18 protein-coding genes are annotated in these 15722 nt (G+C 64.7%); 3 read left to right on the top strand and 15 right to left on the bottom strand.

From position 1 onward, the window contains the following. Window positions 1–122: 122 nt before the first annotated feature. Window positions 123–701 (top strand): TetR/AcrR family transcriptional regulator, encoded by a 579-nt coding sequence (locus SMD11_RS05840; protein WP_087925410.1) that lies wholly within the window; start codon window positions 123–125, stop codon window positions 699–701. Between the two features lie 135 nt (window positions 702–836). Continuing rightward, window positions 837–1598: an SDR family NAD(P)-dependent oxidoreductase gene (locus SMD11_RS05845; protein WP_087925411.1), complete on the top strand. Its 762-nt coding sequence runs from the start codon at window positions 837–839 to the stop codon at window positions 1596–1598. Here the strand turns inward: SMD11_RS05845 and SMD11_RS05850 are convergent. Then, on the bottom strand, window positions 1588–3000 hold the full coding sequence (locus SMD11_RS05850; protein ID WP_199843804.1) for an amino acid permease: 1413 nt from the start codon (window positions 2998–3000) through the stop codon (window positions 1588–1590). The two genes, SMD11_RS05845 and SMD11_RS05850, sit on opposite strands and share 11 nt — an antisense overlap. Window positions 3001–3329: 329 nt before the next feature. On the opposite strand from SMD11_RS05850, the gene SMD11_RS05855 reads away from it, so the two are divergent. After that, window positions 3330–5090, top strand: a complete 1761-nt coding sequence (locus SMD11_RS05855) for a recombinase family protein (protein ID WP_159395229.1) — start codon at window positions 3330–3332, stop codon at window positions 5088–5090. 184 nt (window positions 5091–5274) lie between these two features. Here the strand turns inward: SMD11_RS05855 and SMD11_RS05860 are convergent, their stop codons facing one another. From SMD11_RS05860 to nrdJ, 14 genes are all read right to left on the bottom strand, one after another. Then, window positions 5275–5487: a hypothetical protein gene (locus tag SMD11_RS05860; RefSeq protein WP_087925414.1), complete on the bottom strand. Its 213-nt coding sequence runs from the start codon at window positions 5485–5487 to the stop codon at window positions 5275–5277. Between the two features lie 101 nt (window positions 5488–5588). After that, complete coding sequence (locus SMD11_RS36810) at window positions 5589–5720, bottom strand: hypothetical protein (protein WP_267896806.1); 132 nt, start codon at window positions 5718–5720, stop codon at window positions 5589–5591. A gap of 413 nt (window positions 5721–6133) precedes the next feature. Continuing rightward, window positions 6134–6502: a hypothetical protein gene (locus SMD11_RS05870; protein WP_159395230.1), complete on the bottom strand. Its 369-nt coding sequence runs from the start codon at window positions 6500–6502 to the stop codon at window positions 6134–6136. A gap of 229 nt (window positions 6503–6731) precedes the next feature. After that, a complete protein-coding gene (locus SMD11_RS05880) occupies window positions 6732–6944 on the bottom strand; it encodes a hypothetical protein (protein ID WP_087925418.1) in 213 nt (70 codons plus the stop codon). A 112-nt stretch (window positions 6945–7056) separates the two neighbouring features. Then, entirely contained in the window at window positions 7057–8232 is a 1176-nt protein-coding gene (locus SMD11_RS05885; RefSeq protein ID WP_087925419.1) for a helix-turn-helix domain-containing protein, read from the bottom strand. Window positions 8233–8325: 93 nt separating this feature from the next. Next, window positions 8326–8760, bottom strand: a complete 435-nt coding sequence (locus SMD11_RS05890; RefSeq protein ID WP_159395231.1) for an Lsr2 family protein — start codon at window positions 8758–8760, stop codon at window positions 8326–8328. Window positions 8761–9023: 263 nt separating this feature from the next. Then, entirely contained in the window at window positions 9024–9206 is a 183-nt protein-coding gene (locus tag SMD11_RS05895) for a hypothetical protein (RefSeq protein WP_087925421.1), read from the bottom strand. After that, on the bottom strand, window positions 9203–9439 hold the full coding sequence (locus SMD11_RS05900; RefSeq protein ID WP_087925422.1) for a hypothetical protein: 237 nt from the start codon (window positions 9437–9439) through the stop codon (window positions 9203–9205). Before SMD11_RS05900 ends, SMD11_RS05895 begins: the two co-directional genes overlap by 4 nt. Further along, a complete protein-coding gene (locus tag SMD11_RS05905; protein WP_087925423.1) occupies window positions 9436–11268 on the bottom strand; it encodes a DNA polymerase in 1833 nt (610 codons plus the stop codon). The genes SMD11_RS05900 and SMD11_RS05905 overlap by 4 nt, the downstream gene beginning before the upstream one ends. A gap of 35 nt (window positions 11269–11303) precedes the next feature. Next, complete coding sequence (locus SMD11_RS05910) at window positions 11304–11531, bottom strand: hypothetical protein (RefSeq protein ID WP_087925424.1); 228 nt, start codon at window positions 11529–11531, stop codon at window positions 11304–11306. Window positions 11532–11645: 114 nt separating this feature from the next. Beyond that, window positions 11646–12191, bottom strand: a complete 546-nt coding sequence (locus tag SMD11_RS05915) for a hypothetical protein (protein ID WP_087925425.1) — start codon at window positions 12189–12191, stop codon at window positions 11646–11648. A gap of 183 nt (window positions 12192–12374) precedes the next feature. Continuing rightward, complete coding sequence (gene thyX / locus SMD11_RS05920; protein ID WP_159395232.1) at window positions 12375–13013, bottom strand: FAD-dependent thymidylate synthase; 639 nt, start codon at window positions 13011–13013, stop codon at window positions 12375–12377. 108 nt (window positions 13014–13121) lie between these two features. Continuing rightward, window positions 13122–13559 carry a hypothetical protein gene (locus SMD11_RS05925; protein ID WP_087925426.1) on the bottom strand — a complete coding sequence of 146 codons (438 nt, stop codon included), beginning with the start codon at window positions 13557–13559 and terminating at the stop codon, window positions 13122–13124. A 146-nt stretch (window positions 13560–13705) separates the two neighbouring features. Next, window positions 13706–15715 (bottom strand): ribonucleoside-triphosphate reductase, adenosylcobalamin-dependent, encoded by a 2010-nt coding sequence (gene nrdJ / locus SMD11_RS05930; protein WP_087925427.1) that lies wholly within the window; start codon window positions 15713–15715, stop codon window positions 13706–13708. Window positions 15716–15722: the final 7 nt, after the last annotated feature.

Here is a 15722-nt window from a genome sequence, read left to right on the forward strand (position 1 = left end):
CATACACGCATTGACCACATGAGCCTGTTCGAGTGGATTCACCACACATGACCAGGATCCCTCTCGGCCTCTCGGCGGATTCTTTCTTGACCGACCGTTCCAGATACCGCTACCTTGATCACGTGGCCAGGACAAAGGAATTCGACCCCGACGCCGCCCTTCAGTCGGCCCTGGAGCTGTTCTGGGAGCGCGGCTACGAGGCGACGTCCATGGCGGACCTCGTCGAACACCTCGGCGTGGCGCGGGCGAGCCTCTACGCGACGTTCGGGAACAAGCACGAGCTGTACCTGAAGGCGCTGGAGCGTTACGGCGAGCAGTCCACCGTCCTGGAGGAGCTGTCGCGGCCCGGCCCGGCGCTGCCCGCGGTACGGGCGCTGATCCGCCGCTTCGCCGACGAGTCGGCCTGCGACGAGCTGCGGCGCGGCTGCTTCATCACCAACACGGCGGTGGAGCTGGCGCCGCGCGACCCGGACGCGGGCCGGCGTGTGGAGCGGAGCTGGGACGGCATGGAGACGGCGCTGACCTCGGCGCTGCTGCGGGCCCGGGCCCAGGGCGAGCTGCCCGCCGGGCGGGACCCCGCGGGGCTCGCGCGGATGCTGTTCGTACTCATGCAGGGCATGCGGGTCGTGGGGAAGGCGGCGCCCGCCGGATCCCCCCGGCTGCGGGACGCGGCCGACCAGGCGCTGTCCCTGCTGGACTGACCCACCCGGGGCGGGAGCGGCCGGCGACGACCGGCGTCCACCGACGCTCGTCATCGGCCGGACTCTCCATGCCCTTATTCAAGAACGACTGTTCTTTTTATTCATCGTTTTCGTCATCTTCGAGGAGTCGTCCCCATGACCGCACGCTTCACCGGCAAGACCGTCCTCGTCACCGGCGGCGGCACCGGCATCGGCCAGGCCATCGCGCTCGCCTTCGCCCGCGAGGGCGCCAAGGTCGTCGTCGCCGGCCGCCGGGAAGGGCCCCTGAAGGAGACCGTCGCTCACGTGGAGGCCGAGGGCGGCGAGGCCGTCGCGATCACCGCGGACGTGACGCGGGCGGAGGACGTACGGAACCTCGTCGAGCGGACCGTCGCGCGCTTCGGCGGGCTCGACGTGGCGGTCAACAACGTCGGCATGCTCACCACCCCGGCCAAGGTCGCCGACATGGACGAGGAGGACTGGGACCTGCTCATGGGCACCAACCTCAAGGGGATCTGGCTGTCCATGAAGTACGAGATCGGCCACATGCGGGAGCACGGCGGCGGGGCGATCGTGAACATCTCGTCGAACCTCGGCGCGCACATGCGGCTGAGCCGGCTCGGCGCGTACGCGACCAGCAAGGCCGCGGTCTCCGCGCTCACCCGCAACGCCGCGCTGGACCACATCGGCGACGGGGTCCGGATCAACGCCGTCAGCCCCGGGCCCGTGGAGACCCCGATGTCCACCCGGCCCGGCGAGTCCTCCCTGGACAAGGCCGACCGGATGAGCCGAGAGGTGCCGGTCGGCCGGGCGGGCACGCCGGACGAGATCGCCGCGGCCGTGCTCCACCTCGCCTCGGACGAGGCCGGCTACACCGTGGGCGCCGACCTCGTCCTCGACGGTGGCATCACCGCTTGACGGCCCCGGCGGGCTCGGCGGTTTCGGCGGCGGTCACGGCGGCCGCGGCCGGCGCTCCGGGCTCCGCCGCCCCGGCGGTCTCCGCAGCCCCGGCGGTCTCCGCAGCCCCGGCGGTCTCCCCCGCCGGGCGGCGGGCCGCCAGCCAGACGTAGACGATGATGCCGGTGAAGAGGAAGAGCACGCCCTGGTAGACCGCCGCGTAACCGGCACCGGCGACCAGCCAGAAGGAGAAGGCGAACGCGCCGAGCGCGAGCACCATGTCCCGGGTGAACCGGGCCGGGCGGACCTTGTCGCGCCGGCCGGTCAGCAGGAAGTACATCTGCGCGGCGGCGGCCAGCAGGTACGGGACGGTCGCCGAGAAGGTCGTGATCAGGACGAGGATCTCGAAGACCCCGGCCACCCCGGTGGTGTAGTTGAAGACCGTCAGCAGCGTGGCGAGGACCGTGGCGGTCAGCACGCCGAACGTCGGCACCCCGCGCCGCTTCCTGGCGAAGACGGCCGGGAACAGCCCGTCCTCGGCGGCGGCGTACGGGGCCTGGGCGCTCATCAGCGTCCAGCCGTTGAGCGCGCCCACGATGGAGATCACGGCGCAGGCGGCGATCAGCGTGCCGCCCCACTCGCCACCGAACATCACGTTGACCGCGTCGGAGAACGGGGCGGTGGACGTGACCAGCTTGTCGTGCGGGACGGAACCGAAGACCGAGAGGGTGCCCAGGAGGTAGACGACGGCCGCGCCGATGGTGCCGAGCACGCTGGCCCGTCCGACGTTGCGCTCCGGGTCGCGGACCTCGCCGGCGCTCATCGCGGCGGACTCGACGCCCACGTAGCTGTACAGCAGGATCGCCGCGGAGGCGGTCAGCCCGCCGGTCCAGTTGCCGTCGCCGGTGGTGAAGGAGCCGAGGTTGCCGGGGTCGAAGAAGAACAGCCCGATGACCGCGACGAACAGCAGCGGGACGAACTTCATCACCGTGGAGACCATCTGCACGGCGCCCACCCAGCGCGTGCCCGCCAGGTTCGCCAGGGCCGGCAGCCAGAGCATGGCCAGCGCCACCAGCAGGTCCTGGGACTTCGAGCCGCCGCCGGTCAGCACGTGGAAGTAGCCGACGCCCGCGACGGCGAGGGCGGCGTTGCTGACCCAGGTCATGGTCCAGAACGACCACGCGGAGAGGAAGCCGGCGAAGTCGCCGAAGGCCTCACGGGCGTAGACGTACGGGCCGCCGGTGCGCGGATGGCGCTCGGCGAGCCGGCCGAAGACCAGCGCCAGGGCGATGGCGCCGACCGTGAGGACGCCGAACGCCAGCAGGCTCACCGTGCCGAAGGGCGCGACGGAAGCCGGCAGCAGAAAGATGCCGCCGCCGATGATGTTGCCCATGACCAGGGCTGTCGCCACTGGGAGGGACATCCGAAACGTGTGCGGCTTGGAAACTTGCAGGTCAGGGGCCGTTTCGGGCGTCGTGGATCGCCTCGTGAGCATGGCGGGGTGGTGCCTCTCGTGGTGCCGATCGTCCGATAGGTGCCGGACGCCTGCACATGGTCCGTGACTCGCGCTCCTGGCTCAAGTTGCCGTGAATCCTCTCGCGTGACACCGCGCGAGCGCTAGATCATTCGCTCCACGGATGGTCCCGAACGGAGATTCGGCGCCGGACCTAGCCAACGTGTTTCGGAACACACCTACTGTCACTAAGGCCCGAACCTCCTGGTCATGGAGGTTTGGGCAGGAAGATGGTCAGCATGTTCCATGCAACACCACCTGCCCCACAGCGCGTGATCTTGTCAGCGCGCCTGAGCCGTGATGGAGACAAGTCCACCTCCATCGAGCGACAGCTGAACGTTCTCCGGACCTGGGCCATCGATTGCAACCATCACGTCGTAGCAGAGGTGGAGGATCGGTCCGTTTCCGGTGGCATGGCACCCTGGAAGCGACCGAAGCTCGGACAGTGGCTCAAGCCGGAGGCCATCGAGCAGTGGGACCTAATAGCAGTCTCGACGCAGGACCGCATGTCCCGTAACGATCTTCAGTTCATGGCCTTCGTGCAGAAGATCATGGACTGGGGCAAGAACCTCATCATCATTGATGACCCCTCGTTCGACATCCTCTCCCCTGAAGGCCGCATGATCGCCTACGCGAAGGCGACGATGGCGACCAAGGAACTGGAGAGGATCACGAAGCGGATCATGGACTCTCAGCAGTACCTCCGCGAGAAGGGTTTCTACGGGGGTGGCTGGCTGCCGGCCGGGTACATACCCGTCCTGGACGCGGCATCGGCACACAAGACGCTGCAAGGGGAGGGTTACTTCAGCCCGATCCTGCGGAACGTGGCGATGAACTTCCTTGGCGCTCCCCGGTACTCAATTTCCCAGGCGGTTCGTGAGCTGCGTGAGCAGGAGATCCCGTCCTGGTCCGCCTACGTACGTGAGAACCAGCTCGGCTCGGTTTCCATGCGGGCCGACCAGGAATCTTCGGCCTGGCATGTCACGCCGCTCAAGCGGATGCTGATGAGCCCGACCATGGCTGGCATTCAGATACACAAAGGTAAACCTGTGGAAGACCACGACACGGGCGAGTACAAGCTATTCACGGACACGGCTCACCTGTCCTACGGGGAATGGTCGGCCGTCCTGGAGATCCTGAAGGGCAAGGAGAAGAAGACGACGCGGGAGCGGGGTGATGCCGCCCTGCTGTCCACCGTCTCCGCCTGCGGAAACTGCCTCGGGCCTCAGTACCGGAACCGGGACACGGTTCACAGCCGGGGCAAGGTCTATCGGTACGACCACTACCGGTGCCGAGGCAAGACGCAGCACTACGGCGAGAAGTGCGAGTACAAGTCGAAGATCGACTCCGAGTTCTTCGAGGAGTTCTTCACGGACACGATCAAGGACCGGTTCGCAGACCACAAGGAGTACGAGAAGGTAACCATCGCTGGCGAGGACCACGCGGCAGAGATAGCCGACGTGGAGAAGCGCATCACGCGCCTCCGTCGGCAGTTCGAGGCAGGCGACTGGGATGACGAAGAGGACGAGTACCGCGAGCGCCTGAAGACGCTCAAGGCCCGCAAGAAGGCCCTGGGCGAGAAGCCCTCTGTCCCGGCCAAGGTCGAGATCCGAGAGACCGGCCGAGGATGGCTGGACGTGTGGAATGGCATGAAGCAGGGTGAACGACGTCAGTACCTCTTGGACAACCATGTCAAGATCCTGGTCTTCCATCCTGCCCTGACCGGCATGGAAGAGATGGGAGTCGTGGTCCACCTCGGAAACTTGCAAGAGCTGGCGAAGACGGCTGGCGTCGCGGGCGCCGACACAGACGATTGGGTGACGGTCTCGTACAACGTCCCACCGCACTGGACCAAGCCTGCGTTGCTCGATGATCCGGACATGGCCAAGGTCGTCGAGGCCCAGTTCGGCTCAACCAAGATCCCGAAGTCGCTCTACGAGACTGGCATCATCCAGCAGCCCGCCCCGAAGGGCGTGCAAGTCACATCCCAACTTGCGTGAAATGAACTAACCCCCTAGACGAAGCCCCGGTCGGCGTTCTCCTGAACGCCGACCGGGGCCGTCTTTACGGGTTGATCGTGAACGAAACACCGCAGTCGCCACACTCGCAGTATGCCGAGCCGTCTTCCTGCGGGTAGACAGTCACGTTGCTACTGTTGCAGGCAGTGCAGGTCATGCCTTCTCCTCACGATCGAAAGATCGTGTGCGCCGCTTGGCAGGAATCTTCCTCGCACATGATCAGCACACCCAACGTGCCCTGGTCATGGACGGACACCCGCCGTGAGTGGCACACCTTGCAGATCAGCTTGCCTTGCGCCCCCAGGTGGGCCCTTGCGCGTGCGTCGATCTTGTTGGGCACCTGGCCCCTTCGGGGGATCTCGTACTCGTACTCCGTCATGGTCACCTTCTCCGTCCGTCACGCCCGCTCTTGATGAGGCATCGTTCCGCAACGGGCGCCCGCGTGTGGTCCCTTCTCACTAGTAGGTGCCTTGCTGGGGGCTAGTAGGGGTGGGCGCCGCCAGGGGTGAGGCAGTACGACCCGCCACAGAAGCGTTGCCCCGGCTCGGGGCTGAGGATGTCGGCCCCGCACCGCTCGCAGCTGCCGGTGATGATCGAGATCAGGTGGTGCACTTGCGTCCTTTCTTGGCCCGCCCGGCCGAGATTGTGACGTCCCATCCGACCGGGCGGAGTCTTGGGGCCTTCCGGCTGTCCCTCGTGCAGCCGGAAGAGCGGTGGTGGACCCGACCGACCGTCTCCGCTTCACGGGGCGTGCGGCCGGCCGGGCCGTTGTCTCCCGCTCCTTACCGGGCCGCTTCACCGGCCGGGAGCAGGAAGTCATAGATGCGCTGCGGAGCAGAGACTTGCACCTGACCCCCGGCTGGGACGGGACCGCTGTCGCACCCGCCTGCACTCCGAAGCAGAGGCGGGCCCACGCGGGCCTCACCGGGGGCCAGGAGATCAGGGGCCGTTGCGCCTCGGCATGATCGCCCACAGGGCCAGGAAGGCCCACAACGTCACCCACAGCATTGCGGCGGCGACCTTCATCACTCGGCCCTCGCGTGCTCGGCGGCCACTTCCGCGGCCCGCTGCTGGGTTCTGGCCCTGGCCGCCAGGACCGACTTCGCGTAGGGCTTCTCCACCAGCTCGCGGTCGTTGCGCAGAGTGCGGCGCATCCTCTCGCCCGTTTCCGTGAGGGAGACAACCGCCTCGTCCTCGATGAAGCGCTGAAACCGGTTGTGACCGGTCGCGGCGGTATGCTTCATCATTTCCTCACCGGCCGCCATAGTCTCGGCGGTCGGTGCCAGCGACCACTTACAGTTCTCCCCGAGGCAGGACCCCGACACGCGGGCCGGCACGTCCGGGTGAGACGTGATCTTGTACCAGACCCGACGCACCTGTGCGCGCACGCTCATTCCGTCACCGCCGTAGGGGGTGCGATCGGCAGCGCGAACACACGAGGCTCGTGGGGGTGGTTGCGGATCTCCTGGGAGCAGCCGGAGGCCGCCGCCAGGTCCGCGTACCCGTGGGGTGCCCCCCGGCCGGTCTCATACGCGGCCCGCCACGCGGCGGCACGTATGCAGATCTGGCAGCCGTGCACGGGTGCCGGCCGAAGCCCTAAGTCGATTGCGGGCGGGAAACCCATCACGGCTGCACCGTCCCGACCGGGGAACCGAGCACACGAGCGCGGTGCAGTTCCCTGGGCGTCGGGTCGCGCAGCTCCCCGGCCTCCACGTGCCACTCGACCCCGCCCTGCGGCGGGCGCATCCACAGCGTCCCATCGTCGTGGCGCTTGACCGCCCCGACGTTCCCCGCGCGGTCCACCTTGTACTCGGCAGTGCTAGTCGTGCCGTTCATGACGCCTCGCCGTCCCTCGAATCGTCAGCGTGGCCACGAGGTTAGGGAGGTGGGAGTTGCGTGTCTGTGGTAGTTCCGCACCCCGCCGCGCGGAACTACCACGAGTGATCGTTTAGAGGTTCACACGGACGACGGTCGCGACCTCTCGCAGCTCTGGGGTAATCAGTCGCCGGTTCTCCGCGATGCGTGTCACCACGTCACTCGCGTAGCGCTGGTTCCCTAGCCACTCCGGGTACTTCTTCTTGACCTTCAGCAAGCGTTGTACCGCGCCCGAGTAGTCGCCGGTCTTAGCCTGCGCGTCCACCACGTCGAGCTGATGACGGTTCATGTTGCTCGCAGTCGGCATGACAGCGCCGCGGGGCACTCGCTTGGCCATCCGCAGCACCTGGTCCGGATGGTCGGTGACCGCAGCGTTCTCGATCACCTTCAACGCCACCGTCGTTGGGCCGAAGGTCTTCAGCGAGACATAGGGCGACGGCTTGTGCTCCTCGCCCAGGGCCTTGGCTGCGACCCCCGCCCACTTCATGGCCGACGATGCTTCGCCACCCCGGTTGTCCCGGATCGCCGACGCTGATACCCGCAGCAACATCCGGCCCCAAGCACAGAGTTCGTCCGGTGTCGCCTTCCGCATCTTTACCGGTTCCAGGTCATCGGCCCACCGGATCGCGACGTCCCGCGATCGGTCCAGCTCGCCCCTGCGAAGGTATAGCCACGTCAGGCAGTCAACCGTCTCAGCGGCCTGGATGCGGTCCGTCGCCAGGTCCAGGGACCTCTCTAGCGCGTCCTCGGCCAAGTCCCACTGCCGGGTTGCCGTCAAGGACCAGCCAGCAAGCTGGAGCACTCGGATACGTAGCGCCTGGCCCTCCTCCCCAAGGTCCGCCGCGTCGCGAAGGATCCCGGGCAGGACTCGGGCCAGCTTCCCGAACTGACCAGAGAAATAGGGCAGAGCCTCGTCTACGACGGCCCTGACGCCGGCGACCGTCGGCGGCTCGCCTTCCTCGGCAGTCAGACGACCTGGAGGGGCGTGCAGGGCCTCGCTAACGGCCGTCCACTCTTCCACGGTGTCCTCGTGCGGACCCTGCTCGTCTAGTCCGTCAGACAGACGCATGGTGGGCACTTGCAGCACAAAAGCCAGCTTGCGCCACGTCTCCGTGCGGGCCGTCTCTCGCGCCCCCTGTTCGAGTTGTCGAATCACTGAAACGCTGACACCGGACTCTCGCGCCAACGCTTCCTGTCCCAGCCCCCGCCACTTGCGGGCAGCCTTCAAACGCTCGCCTGCGGTACTCATATCCGCAGAGTACGCCCGGCGCTGAGGGTCCTGTAAGTCATGCTGGACATGGCGAAGGCCCCCTCCGGAGAGGGGGCCTTCGAACTGCCAAGATCACTTCTTCTTCTTGTTCGCCTCCTGGTACTTCTTCAGGAAGTCAGGGGAGGCGTGCTGCTGAACGGCCTCTTCGAGCACAGCGCCCTTGAGCTTCTGCTCGTACGCCACGTTGACCCAAGCGGGGATGCGGCCCTGCGCAGACAGGGGGAGCACCGGGTTGGTAAGCGTCGCGGCCCAGGCCCTCACGTCTGCGGCGTCAGGGCCGGATGATGCTCCGCCCTTCTTCGGGGAGGCCGGCCTAGCGGTGAACGAGGGGCCTGCGGAGCTCGCCACGCCGATCCCGTACTCCTGGAGGGCTTCCAAGAGGGCCTCCCTACTCTGGCTGTATGCCTCTTCCAGCTCGGTGAGGCGCTTCACCTTTTCGAGGTCATCGACCTCGCCCTCGTAGGTGTCACCCTCGACTGTAAGCCGGACGACCTGCACGATTTCCACGAGCGCTCCAAGCGATGAGGCAGACCATAGCTGTAGTGTCACAGCCCAACTAGGGCCTAGCCTACCGACCGAAGATGAACCTCGACAACCTTTTCGCGACCCGGGTGCACGATCCGACGGACCCCAGCAGACTTGATGAGCTTCAGGCAGTCTTTACAAGCTGACCTGGTTATGCAGATCGGCCGTAATCGCTTCCTGCGCTACCAGAAGCTTCATGCGTTTACAGGTGACGCAGACCGGAGACGTGAAACGCAGGTATCGGATCACTTGGTGGCCTCCCGCTTCTTCTGGTCGTAGTCAGCAGAGTCGATTAGCGCCTGAAGAGTGACCTCGTTGCCCGCACAGCAGGTGCAGCCGCCTTCGGCCACGGTTTCTCCGGAGGGGTCATGAATGAGGGCGGTGTATCCACACTCATCGCCTTCAACGTAGTAGTCCGCGTAGCTCACTCGCCGGCCTCCACGCTCTCGGACTCGGCCGGAATCATGACGATCTGCCACAGGTCGGCGGCCATGCCTTCGGCTAGACCCTTCGGGACCCCCCATTCCTTGGCTTCCTTCATGACCAGGCCGCAGAGGCGGGCAGCCTTGAAGGCCGTGCTCGCAACCTGCTCCAGGGCCTTGTTCTCCATCTCCTTGGCGAAATCGCCGATCAGTTCCTCGAAGCCGTCCATCTCGCTCATGCCGCCAACTCCATTTCGTTGTGGATGACTCCGCAGAGGTCGCAGACCTGACCTACGGCCATATATCCGCAACCCCAGCTCTTTCCGTACACCGACACATCCGTGTCGATGAGTACGCCGCTCAGGGTTTCCTTCATAATCTGAGCGGCCTTTTCTGTGGCCCTCAGTGCGTGCTCCTCCGGGAACTGGAAGATCACCTCATCGTGAACCGGGAGGAGCATGAATTCTCCGAACCCGGCTTCCATAAGTCGGAGGATGGCTCGACCGGTGACATCCCTTGAAGCGCTTTGCACGGCATAATTCAGGGCCGCATATGGGCGCCGCTTGTCTACGTACAGGCGTCGGCCCGTGTTCGTGGTGATGTAGCCCTTCCGGCGCGCTTCACGTTGGAGTTCCTCGGAGTACTGCTCGACGCCGGGGAAGACCTTGAAGAAGCCCTTGATGGCTCGTTCAGCGACTTCCCGGGTGACGCCAGCCTGGCTCATCAGCGCGGCCGGCCCTCCCCCGTACACCGTGAGGAAGTTGGTCATCTTCCCCGTCTTACGGTCCACCTCGGCGGCATCCGCGGTGATCTGATGCAAGTCGGCTTCCTCGCGGAAAGCCTTCTTCATCGCCTTGTCTCCTGACAGGGCTGCCAGAACTCGAAGCTCCTGCGCCTTGTAGTCCACCGCGCAGATGACCATTCCCGGATCGGCTATGAACCCGCGCCTGACCAACGAGTCTCCGGAGGGAAAAGTCTGCGCCGGTATAGCTCCAGAAATCGCCATCCGAGCCGTCCTTGCGCCCATCGAGCGGATATCGGCGTGCAGCCGGTCTTCCGCATCTCGGTTGGCCAAAGCGTTGTCGAACCATGTGGCGCGGGCCTTTGCCGCCTTCTTACCTCGGTAGATGGCCTCGCACAGCGGGTCGTCCAGGTGGGCCTTGAGAAGGTGGTCGTCCACCTTGGGCTGTCCGGTTGGCGTCGTCTCAGTCGGGATGATGCCCCGGCTGATGACTGCCGCTCCGACCTGCTTGGGGCTGTTGATGTTCTCCAGTCCGAGCTTCGCCGCGATGTTCTTGTACTGGTGCTCCGTCGAAGCCAGCTCGGCTGCGCACTCCTCGATGTACGGCACGTCGGCCTTGATGCCGCGGCGCACCATGTAGGCGCAGGCGGCAGCCAGATCATGTTCGTAGCGGAGGATCTTGCGGGCCGTGGTCGGAATCTTGGGCTGGAGGAGCTTCACCAGGCGGTAGGCGAGGATCGGGTCCATGCCGGCGTAGAGGTTGAAGCCCTCGTGCTCCAGCGGGATCACCGGCCAGATCTCGGACTTCCTGACTCCCAATTCCTTGGCGATGACGGTCATGCTCGCCTTCACCTCATCGGCCACAGTCGCGGAGACGTAGTGGCGGGTGAGTTCTTCGAGCGAGTGACCTATCCCGCCGTCCTTGCGGCCCCGGCTGTCTACGAGGTGGGCGACGATGCGGGAGTCAATGAGCCGGGGGAAGACCGTCTCGGCTGGCACCCCCCAGACTCGATCCATGCAGAGCACGTCAAAAGTCCCGTTCTGCATGGCCAGCGTTTCGACCCAGCCCACGGCCTTGATGGCGTCTTCTTGGAAGAGGCCGCCCCGCTCCACGGGGAGGACGTAGCTCTCGTGAGCGTTCCCGAACTGGGCGAGCCTGATTCGGAATCCGTCCTCCCACCAGGAGAGGCCGTCGGTCTCGGTGTCGAATCCCAGGGCTCGACGGTTGTTGACCACGAAGCGGCGAAACTCGGGAAGGTCGTCTTCACTCTCAACTACGTTGATGCGGACCTCGGAGCCGTTGATGTCGTAGTTGATGGCCTTCATTCACTTCCTCCGTGTCACATCCCAACTTCGTGGGCTCAAAAAGGAGGCTCCGCGGCTTGCGTAGCCTCGCGCTCTGCAATGAGAGCGGTGTACTTGCCTTCCAGCTCCGTGTATTCCTGGACAGCTATGTCCAGCTCGGCTTCTAGACCGTCGATGTAGTCGTTGAGCCGCCCGTTCGCCTTCTGCCAGTGACCTGACCGCTGATTGGCCAACTCGACCTCCAGGCGGAGGAGGCGGATCTGCTCTGTCTTCCGCCTGAACATCAGTAAGTTCCTTCAAGGATCGAAGGGAACTCCGGCTCAGGAGCGGCGGGGCCGACCCGCCTTTCGACCGTCATGTTGTTGTGGTCGTAGACCCAGATCGGGACTTCGTTCCAGTTATCGAACACCGGCTGCTCCAAGGGCCGCTTCGACCTCGTTCAGTCGCGCCTCGGCACCCAGGCCCTCTTCCCAAGCCATCTCTCGGGCCGCATCAGACTTGATGGCCTTCAGGTGGTACTCCCGGTCCGTCAGATGCTTCACCAGGCGCACGTACCGGTGTCCATCACCAGCTGATGCCTGCTTCTCGGCTTCACGGAGCTGGCTGGCCTGGTCGGTGACCTTCTGTCGCAGTGCCGTAGCCTTGGAGCGCTGCGTGTCGGCTTCGATGGCCTTAGCCGTAAGTCGATCCTTGAGCACCTTGATTCCCTCCTGAGCTTCGAGGACCGCGGCGCGCTCGCCCTCGAAGCGCTGCACCCAGTACTTCTTGGCGTCCCTGACCTCTCGGAGCTGCCGGGCCTTCTCGGCGAGGTCCTTCCGCAGGGTCTCGATGAGAGCCTTGTTCTCTTCCTTGACCTCGATCGTCACCTTGGCTAGCGGTACGTTCTTGAGGTCCATCTCAGAGTTGCCGGCCTCGTAGGCGTTCGAGGTCCAGATGTAGCTCATTCGTTTACTCCAGGTGTTTCACAGGCCGGGCATTCGGCCTGGAGGGGAAGTTCTTCATCTTTGGCGTACTGGTCCACGAACGAGAATCCGCATCCGCATTCGCAGTAGGCGAGCACGTCAACCAGTCCGGCCATCAGGGGGCGACACGGCCGTGCTTGTTGAACATCTCCATGGCCACGGGGGCTACTTCGGTGGCGTACTTCTCGATCTGCTTAGCGGCCTGCTCGATCTCGTACAGAGGAAGGTTGGCACCGTCGAGTTCTCGTGCGCCCACCGCAGACTGAGGAAGTTCATTGCCGAACGGAGGTTGACGGCCCAATAGAAGGACGTATACAGGCTGAAGGGGAGGATGTTTCGGGCCACCTCTCGCGCAATACCCTTGTCGAGCATTCGCTGATAGGAGTTCCAGGCTTCCTTGGCCATGCGGTAGTGCTCACCGGCCACGACTGCGTTCTGCTCGTAGTCGCCGGCCTCGAACGTGTACGCGCCTGGCTTGCCGATCTGGCGCAGCGGTCGGCCAGTCTTCGGCTTGTAGAAGACGGGCTCCATCACCTTGTAACGCCCCGAGGTCTCGTTGAATGAACTAACCCTGTGCCGGAACCATTCGCGGGCCACAAAGACCGGGGCCTCTACCTTGAATTGCAGCGTGACGCTCTCGAACGGGCTGCCGTGTCGGTCGCGAACCAACATGTTGAGGAGGCCGCGGTCCTTGACCGGGTCGCTAGAGGTTCCGGAGGAAACTCGTGCCGCTCGGACAATGCTGTGGTCTCCGCCAAGGTGGTCAATGAGATCCACCTTCATGTCGGATCGGAGCTGAACCACTGGATCTCCTCGCATTAGGTGCAGAACACCGTTCTCCTTGATGCCGGGGGCCGGGCCTGCCACCCGGCCCCGTATGTCACATCCCAACTTGGGAAGCGAACGAACTAACTAGTTCTTCAGCTCAAACTTGCCAGACTTCTTGTTGAAGAAGGCTGGCGGGCACTTGTCCTCGCCCTTACGCTCGTCGGCGTTGCAGAAGTACGCCTCCCAGCCGTTCTTAGCGACGTGAGTCCGGCCATGCTCGCAGTCGGTGACGCCCTGATGGTCGCCGTCACCGGCATTCTGAACCTTGCCGCCGGAGAAGCTGGCCTTGCCTGCGGGCTTAACCTTCGCCCCCTTGTCCTTGAAGTTCAGCTCCGTGTTGAAGGTCTGAATCTTCGCCATGCGCTTCATGAGGGAGGCGAGGGCGCCGGCCTCTTCATCGAGCATGGCATCCATGTCGGCGATGGTCGCGGCGCGCAGGACCAGGAGCGAGGCGTCGTACCCCTCGCCACCCTTGAAGCTCAGCGTGACGCCTTCCTGAGTGGTGGCGGTGGGAGTGGTCATGGGCGACTCCTTGGGGGTCTCGGCGGTAGTGGTGTTCCCGTTATTCGGCGTGTCCCAGGGGGAGTTTCCGAAGGGGTTCTCGCTCATAAGTAAATCCTCTCAGATTTGAGTGTCACATCTCAACTTGAGATGCTGTGAGTAGAGTCTCAGATGGGGCAAGCGCCAGAAGCGCAAACCTCGTCGTAACCCGTATCCGAAATCATCGACGCGCCTTCCAGCTCAGCCATTCGAGCAAGGTAGTGATCCTCCGAGATGCGCTCGTACGGAGTCTGGGGGCGGGACGTCTCCGGGAAGATGGTGGTCCCCTTCAGGTCCGGCATGAAGGACTCCATCACGCGGGCAACGTCGTTCAGGTCATACTTCTCCGGGTCAACCGACGCCGTATAGGAGACGGCCTGGTCTGCCCACAACTCCTGATAGAGCCGCTGCACGGCAAGCATCTGTTCAAGCGTCAGCTCGCCTGCGTGCTCGAACGCAGCCGCGTGCTCCGGGTACTCGACCAGGAGCGGGTCCACGGTCGGGATCTCAACCACGGACGTGTTCGCGCCGTAGACGCACGGCTCGACCCGATAGCCCTTGTTCCGGTACTCCTCGACTTGGGCCTTCTCCGAGGGCTCCAGATCCGAGAAGCGAATTCGGCGCAGGAAGTATCCGGCGAACGGAGCGTGGATACCCTCCCCCGAGGCGGAGGCCAGCTTGCTCGTGGTGCCGGTGGGGGCGATCACGCGCTTCTTGACCGGTACGGGGATGCGCAGCTCGTTGGCGTACTCGACGGCGGCCTGGTCCACGGCCTGAGCGAAAAACTTCAGGTCGGAGCGGACGCGCGGGATGTACGGCGACTTGCTGTACTTGAAGCCCTGCTTCACCAGGTAATCAGCGAAGCCCAGGTGCCCCACACCGATGCGCCGGTACTTGGCGATAGCTTCGGCCGACTTAGGGTCAGCCACCTTCGCGAAGGTTGCTCGGATCAGGTAGCGGGTGGCGTACCAGTGCGCGTCCCAGAGGGCGCCTGTGTCCGCCTGGCCGTTCGTGACGAACGCACCTAGGTTCACGGAACCCAAATTGCACGGTTCCCACGGGGTCAATGTGGCCTCCCCGCACGGATTGGTTGTGTAGGTACCGTCCACCTCTCCTTCAGCCGTCAGAGAAGAGTTCCAAAAGCCCGGCTCACCGTTGCTGATGGCTCCTTCGGCCAGAGCCTTCATGACCTTCTGAGCGTGCATGTCGCCCTTCTCCAGAGCAGCCATGAAAGAGTCGTCCACCTCCACGCTGATGTTGGTCGTCCACATGGCGAGCTGGTCACCCTTGCACTTTAGGAACTCCCAAATGAGGGAGTCATCCCAAGCCATGATGCTCATGCGTGCGGAGCGTCGAACTCCCCCTGCCACAATGGCCATTGCAATCTGGTGGTCGATGGCCATGGCGTCCATGCCGTTCATCGGCCAGCCGGCCGCGTCGGTGAGGATCTTGCCGACCTCGACCATCATCTTGGCGAAGGGCGCCGGCCCCGAGGCCGTACCGCCGAAGGATCGGAGTGGGGCACCCTTGCCACGGACGCGAGACACGTCGTAGACGCGGGCCTCGTGCTTGGTCGCCGGGTCGTGTGCCGTGTCGATCAGGTCACCCAGGGCCTCTGCCCAACCCTCGCGGGAGTCCTCCACCGAGTAGGCGCCGGCCCACTCGTAGTCGTACTCGGCGCTGATGAGTCCGGCTGCGGCCAGGTCCTCATAGTCCGGGTGCGCAGGGTCGCACACGATGTGCACGGTGACGCGGGTCTCGATGACCGGGAACTGGTGGAAGTACCGGCTGCTGTAGTTGGCGCCGACGCCGCCGCCTTCGGCCAGGCGGAGGAGCGTGAACCGGAAGTGCTCCGCAGGGTCACTGGCGACCCAGCCCGAGGCCCAGCAGTTGTTCAGTGCGAAGTCGTTGACGCCAGACGACTTGATGTGCCGCCCTGCTGGCAGGAACTTGAAGCTCTGGATCAGTTCGACCAGGGCCTCCCGCTCACCCTTCTCGTGGTACCGCTCAGGCACCAGGGCGAGGTTGCCGTCCACAACCCGCAGCACGGTTTCGGGCCAGGACTCCATGGAGCCGTCCGGCTTCTTGCGAGAGTAGGTGCGCTTGAAGACTGTCTCTGCGGTTTCGGTCTGGAACAAGTGGGTC

The sequence above is a fragment of the Streptomyces albireticuli genome, from assembly GCF_002192455.1.
GTDB classification, from domain to species: domain Bacteria; phylum Actinomycetota; class Actinomycetes; order Streptomycetales; family Streptomycetaceae; genus Streptomyces; species Streptomyces albireticuli_B.